Source organism: Streptomyces tricolor (genome assembly GCF_002155905.1).
Lineage (GTDB): Bacteria > Actinomycetota > Actinomycetes > Streptomycetales > Streptomycetaceae > Streptomyces > Streptomyces tricolor.
In genome coordinates, this window is record NZ_MUMF01000214.1 from 1 (window position 1) to 5,899 (window position 5,899).

Below are 5,899 nucleotides of genomic sequence, written 5' to 3' on the forward strand. Positions count from 1 at the left end.
GGGAGAGCCGGGTTTTCGGGGGCAGGGCGGGGGCTGGAGCCGGCAGCGGCCGGGGGTGGCGCACATCTTCGCCTTCTGGGAGAGCCGTGCCTTCTACGACTCCTTCATGGCCCGCTCCCATGACCGCCTGGCCACCACTCAGTCCGGCACCTTCAAGGACGCCCAGGTCAAACTGTTCGAGTACCGCTTCGATGTGAAGACGGGCTTCGAGCCGCGGTTCACCGACACCGATCTGATCCGCGTGGCCCTGTGCCGGGTCCACGAGGAGCGCGTCGAGCACTTCACGCTCATGCAGGAGAAGGTCTGGAACCCCGCGATGGCCGGCTCGCCCGGCATGATCCGCGGCATGTTCGCCGAGGCACCCGAGCAGGAGTTCCTGATCCTGTCCATGTGGCGGTCGGCGGCCGAGCACGGCAAGTACCGCACGGAACGTGTCGAACGCCTTGCGCTGCGTGCCCAGACCGAGGCCGACATCGCGGCCCTCTCCGGTGACATCGTGGACCTGGAACCGTCCTGGACGGTCTGAGAAAGATGTGACGTACGCCGTACGGGACCCGTACGAGTGCTCGACTTCCCGCCGTTCCAACTAGGGTTTTGGCATGGCACGACCACGGCGCATCGTCCTTGTCCGACACGGCGAGTCAACGGGCAACGTCGACGACTCCGTGTACGAGCGCGAGCCCGACCACGCCCTCGCGCTGACCGAGCGTGGCTGGAAACAGGCCGAGGAGACCGGCGAGCGGCTCCGCGAGCTCTTCGGCCGGGAACGCGTGAGCGTGTACGTCTCCCCGTACCGCCGCACCCACGAGACGCTCCGCGCGTTCCACCTCGACCCCGACCTCATACGCGTCCGGGAGGAACCCAGGCTGCGCGAGCAGGACTGGGGGAACTGGCAGGACCGCGACGACGTGCGCCTGCAGAAGGCGTACCGCGACGCCTACGGCCACTTCTTCTTCAGGTTCCCGCAGGGCGAGTCCGGTGCCGATGTGTACGACCGGGTCGGCGGCTTCCTGGAAAGCCTGTTCCGCAGCTTCGAGGCCCCCGACCATCCCCCGAACGTCCTTCTGGTGACCCACGGGCTCGCGATGCGGCTGTTCTGCATGCGCTGGTTCCACTGGACGGTCGCCGAATTCGAGTCCCTGGCCAATCCCGGGAACGCCGAGATGCGGATGCTCGTTCTGGGAGAGGACGGCAAGTACACGCTCGACCGGCCTTTCGAGCGCTGGCGGGAGCCTGTGCCGTACTGGGTGACCGGATAGAGTGGCAGGGCGATGACCGCTGACTCCTCTTCCCCCGGGCGCCTGGAGCGCGCGCTGACGAGCCTGCGCGGGCTGGCCGTGGGGGACGCGCTGGGCTCCCAGTTCTTCGTCCCCGCGAACTATCCCCTGCTGAAGCGCCGCGAGCTGCCCGAGGCCCCCTGGCAGTGGACCGACGACACCGAGATGGCCTGCTCCGTCGTCGCCGTCCTCGCCACCCATCACCGCATTGACCAGGACGCGCTGGCCCGCTCCTTCGCCGAGCACCACGATTTCGACCGAGGCTACGGCCCGGCGGTCAACCGGCTGCTGCGCCTGGTCCGGGAGGGCGGGGACTGGCGTGAGCTGGCCGCCGGCCTCTTCAACGGCCAGGGGTCCTGGGGCAACGGCGCGGCCATGCGGATCGCCCCCCTGGGCGCCTGGTACGCGGACGATCCCGAGCAGGCGACCCACCAGGCGGAGATCTCGGCCTACACCACGCACCAGCACCGGGAAGCCGTGGTCGGCGCCATGGCCGTGGCCGCCGCGGCGGCACTGGCCGGCTCGCCGGACGGGCCGCCCGCCCCCGAGGCCCTCATCGACGGCGTTGTCGCCCTCGTACCGAAGAGCGCGGTCGGTCAGGGCCTGCGCCGCGCCCGCGACATGCTCGACTACGACGACGCGGCCACCGTCGCGGCCGTCCTGGGCTGCGGGCGCCGTACGACGGCCCATGACACCGTCCCCTTCGCCCTCTGGTCCGCCGCGCGGGCCCTCGGTGACTACGAGACGGCGTTCTGGACGACCGCCCAGGTGGGCGGCGACGTCGACACCACCTGCGCGATCGTGGGCGGCGTGCTCGCCGCGGGCAAGGCCGGGGCACCGCCCGCCGCGTGGGTGCAGCGCACCGAGGCACTGCCGCACTGGGTGCCCACGGGCGTCTGACGGCGTCCGCGGGCCGGGTGTCGTCGCGCACCCGAGTCGAGCTGAAACTCTCCGTGCCCATTCGGAACTCTGCGTGACCGTCGCCCGTTCTTCCGGTATCCGCTGCCCACCGCGCCGAGGGTGCGAGTGCCGGCGGAGCCGCGACGACGAGGGACGGAAGGGGGTGGTGCGCGATGACATCCGCCTCGGCGGCGCCGGTGCCCTTGCCGGCGTCGGGGTGGGAGCTGCTCCTGGTTCCCGCTCTGCTCCTGGTCCTGTTTCTCCTCCTGCCAGTGCTCCTGGTTCTCGCCCTGCCAGGTGCGCCGGAAGCCGTGGCGCGGCCGACAGGGCCGCCGCGAGGGCCGTCCCAGCCCCGGCAGCGGTCCCGTCGGCCGCGGCGTCGCGCGGTCCGGCCTGGATCAGCCCAGATGCGGGCCCGCCGTGCCCGCGAGGGAGTCGAGGTCGCCCTTGCGGACCTTCAGCACCAGCCACGCGGTCAGAAAGGCGAGGGCGGCCATCGCGGCGGCCGGTACGAAGGCGGTGGAGATGCCGTGGGCGAGCACCTCGTGCCCCCAGGGAGCGGGCAGCTGCTGCGTCTCGGCGAACTGGGCCTTCTGCTGCGGCGAGGCGTCGGCCAGGAACTTCGGCAGCTGCTTCTCCGCCTCGTCCGTGCTGGCCGACCCGAAGACGGTCGTGAGGATGGACAGCCCGAGCGAACCGCCGACCTGCTGCATGGCGTTGAGCAGCCCGGACGCCGCGCCCGCCTCGTGCGGGGCGACACCGGAGACGGCGGTGACGGTGGCCGTCACGAAGTTCAGGCCCATGCCGAAGCCGAACACCAGCATGGGACCCAGCACTCCGCCCACGTAAGTGCTGTCGGGCCGGATGAAGGTCTGCCAGACGAGCCCGACCACCACGAGCGCCGAACCGACCATCATGAACGGCTTGGGGCCGAGCGTCGGCAGGAAGCGCTGCGACAGTCCCGCACCCACCGCGATCGCGACGGTCACGGGAAGGAAGGCGACACCGGCCTTGATGGCGCTGTAGCCGAGCACGTTCTGCACGAACAGCACGATGTAGAAGAACATGCCGAACATCGCCGCGGCCAGGCTCAGCATGATCACGTACGTGCCCCAGCGGTTCCGGTCCGTGAACATCCTGAGCGGGGTGATCGGCTCCCTCGCCCGCATCTCGGTGAAGACGAACGCGATCAGCAGCACCACGGACGCACCGAAGGAGCCGAGGGTGAGGCTGTCCCGCCAGCCTTCCTCGGCGGCGCGTATGAAGCCGTACACCAGCGAGGCCATGCCGACCGTGGAGGTCAGCGCACCGGTGAGGTCGAAGCGTCCCGGATGCCGCTCGGACTCGTTGATGTACAGCGGTGCGAGCACGGCGATCAGGACACCGATGGGTACGTTGACGAACAGCACCCACCGCCAGTCGAGCCAGTCGGTGAGCATGCCGCCCGCGAGGAGACCGATGGCGCCGCCGCCCGCCGACACGGCGGCGAACACACCGAAGGCCCGGTTCCGTTCCGGGCCCTCGGGGAAGGTCGTCGTGATCAGCGCGAGCGAGGTGGGCGACGCTATCGCGCCACCCACACCCTGCAGGGCCCGAGCGGCCAGCAGTTGCCAGGGTTCCTGGGCCAGACCGCCCAGCAGCGAGGCGAAGGTGAACAGCAGGATGCCGGCCATGAACACCCGGCGGCGCCCGAGGATGTCACCGGCCCGCGCGCCGAGCAGCAGCAGACCGCCGAAGGTGAGCGTGTAGGCGCTGACCACCCAAGTCAGGTCGGTGGTGCTGAACTTGAGTGCGTCTTGAATGTGCGGGAGCGCGATGTTCACAATCGTCGCGTCGAGTACCACCATGAGTTGGCACGCCGCGATGACGGTGAGCGCGATGCCGGGATGCCCCTCCCGGCGGGCCGTGCCCGGTTTCCGATCGCCCTTGAGGAGCTGAGAGGTCGTCACTATGGGTCCCCCCTGCAGACTTTAGTGAACGCTCGCGTTCACTGTCGCGTCCACGGTAGTGAGTCCCCAACAGTGAACGCAAGCGTTCACTTAATCGCGCGCCGCGTCCCGCGTCCCCCTGTTGCTGCAGCGCGGCGCCACTGCCCCGGAATCCCCCGCTCCCTTTCCTGCTGGAGAAAACACAGATGGTTACCTCGCGCTGGACGGCCGCGCCTGCCCGGACGGCTGCCCCTCGTCGGCGCGGTGCGGTGCTGGAGCGCGCGATCCTCGACGCCGCTCTGGAGCAGCTCAGTACGGTCGGCTGGAAGGGGCTGACCATGGAGGGCGTCGCGGCCGGCGCCCAGACCGGCAAGGCCGCGGTCTACCGCCGCTGGCCCTCCAAGGAGGATCTGGTCGCCGATGCCCTGGTGTCCGGAATGCCTCGGGTGGAGAAGGCTCCGGACCTCGGCAGCGTGCGCGAGGATCTCCTCGCCCTGTGTCGACAGGTCCGGCAGATCATGTACTCGCGCCCCGGTGTCGCACTGCGGTCGGTCATTCACGAATGCGATCACATGCAGGTCGGGCGCTTCGAAGGCGTGATCCTCGGAAGCGTGGTGGAGCCGACCGTCAAGCTGCTGCGCGAGGTTATCGCACGCGGCATAGAGCGTGGAGAGGTGCGCGCGGACGCGGCCAACGGGTATGTCTTCGACGCGATCCCGGCCATGATGATGTACCGATCGAAGATGTGCGGGAGCGAATGGAGTGATCAGGATCTCGTGGAGATGATCGACCAGCTGATGCTCCCGCTGCTGCGGCCCTACGGGACCTGATCGCCCGCGCAGGCGCCCTCTGCACCGGCCGGGCGGTCGGGGTCTCGCGCGGTGGCCCGCCCGGGGTGTCGCGCGGCGACACGGGCGGCGTACGCTAAGGGCGCCATGCCGTACGAACCACCTACTCACACCGTCGAGCGCTCCCTGCGCGCCACGACCGGAGCGAAGGTCATTGCCGGTGTCGACGAGGTGGGGCGCGGCGCCTGGGCCGGGCCCGTCACCGTCTGCGCGGCGATCACCGGACTCCGCCGCCCGCCCGAGGGGCTGACCGACTCCAAACTGCTGACGGTCAAGCGGCGTACGGAGCTCGCCGAGACCCTGCGGACATGGGTGACGGCCCATGCGCTGGGGCATGCTTCCCCCGAGGAGATCGACGACCTGGGGATGACGGCCGCGCTGCGGCTTGCCGCGGTCCGCGCCCTGGACGCTCTGCCGGTTCGCCCCGACGCCGTGATCCTCGACGGGAAGCACGACTACCTCGGCGCCCCCTGGCGGGTGCGTACGGTGATCAAGGGCGATCGGTCGTGCGTGGCCGTAGCGGCGGCATCGGTGATCGCCAAGGTCCAGCGCGACAAAATGATGGCCGAACTGGGTATCGACCATGCAGACTTCGGATTTGCGGACAACGCCGGGTATCCATCGCCCGTGCACAAGGCCGCACTGGAGGAGTGGGGGCCCACCCCGCACCACCGCTTGTCGTGGGCGTATCTTGATGCGTTGCCTCAGTGGCGGCACCTCAAGAAGGTCCGCAGCTGGGCGGACGGAAGCGTTCCGGAAATTGAGGGCCAGCTCGGCTTCGATTTCTGACTCTTCCGTTCGCACTGATGTGCCACCCGGTCATCCGCGCCGCACCAACGTTTGATAAATATCAGCTCATGCCTCTCATTCCCGAGGAGCCTCAGATTCACGAGAGTGCCCAGGGTCCCCGCGCCACTCCGGCCAGCGGCCGTACCGCGCCGACCCC

6 protein-coding genes are annotated in these 5,899 nt (G+C 69.6%); 5 read left to right on the forward strand and 1 reads right to left on the reverse strand.

The window, feature by feature from the left end; genetic code table 11:
- The 3 genes from CCN44_RS16635 to CCN44_RS16645 all read left to right on the forward strand — a co-directional run.
- A partial coding sequence (locus tag CCN44_RS16635; protein WP_086698103.1) for a DUF4937 domain-containing protein occupies nt 1–526 on the forward strand: 526 nt, incomplete at its 5' end.
- A 73-nt stretch (nt 527–599) separates the two neighbouring features.
- Nucleotides 600–1,259: a histidine phosphatase family protein gene (locus CCN44_RS16640; protein WP_063808587.1), complete on the forward strand. Its 660-nt coding sequence runs from the start codon at nt 600–602 to the stop codon at nt 1,257–1,259.
- 12 nt (nt 1,260–1,271) lie between these two features.
- On the forward strand, nt 1,272–2,177 hold the full coding sequence (locus CCN44_RS16645) for an ADP-ribosylglycohydrolase family protein (protein ID WP_086698102.1): 906 nt from the start codon (nt 1,272–1,274) through the stop codon (nt 2,175–2,177).
- Nucleotides 2,178–2,575: 398 nt separating this feature from the next.
- On the opposite strand, the gene CCN44_RS16650 is transcribed toward CCN44_RS16645, so the two are convergent.
- Nucleotides 2,576–4,126, reverse strand: coding sequence for an MFS transporter (locus tag CCN44_RS16650; RefSeq protein WP_079081178.1), 1,551 nt, complete (start codon nt 4,124–4,126; stop codon nt 2,576–2,578).
- Between the two features lie 185 nt (nt 4,127–4,311).
- On the opposite strand from CCN44_RS16650, the gene CCN44_RS16660 reads away from it, so the two are divergent.
- Nucleotides 4,312–4,935 carry a TetR/AcrR family transcriptional regulator gene (locus CCN44_RS16660; protein WP_167403991.1) on the forward strand — a complete coding sequence of 208 codons (624 nt, stop codon included), beginning with the start codon at nt 4,312–4,314 and terminating at the stop codon, nt 4,933–4,935.
- Between the two features lie 105 nt (nt 4,936–5,040).
- A complete protein-coding gene (locus tag CCN44_RS16665; RefSeq protein WP_059253007.1) occupies nt 5,041–5,742 on the forward strand; it encodes a ribonuclease HII in 702 nt (233 codons plus the stop codon).
- Nucleotides 5,743–5,899 lie beyond the last annotated feature (157 nt).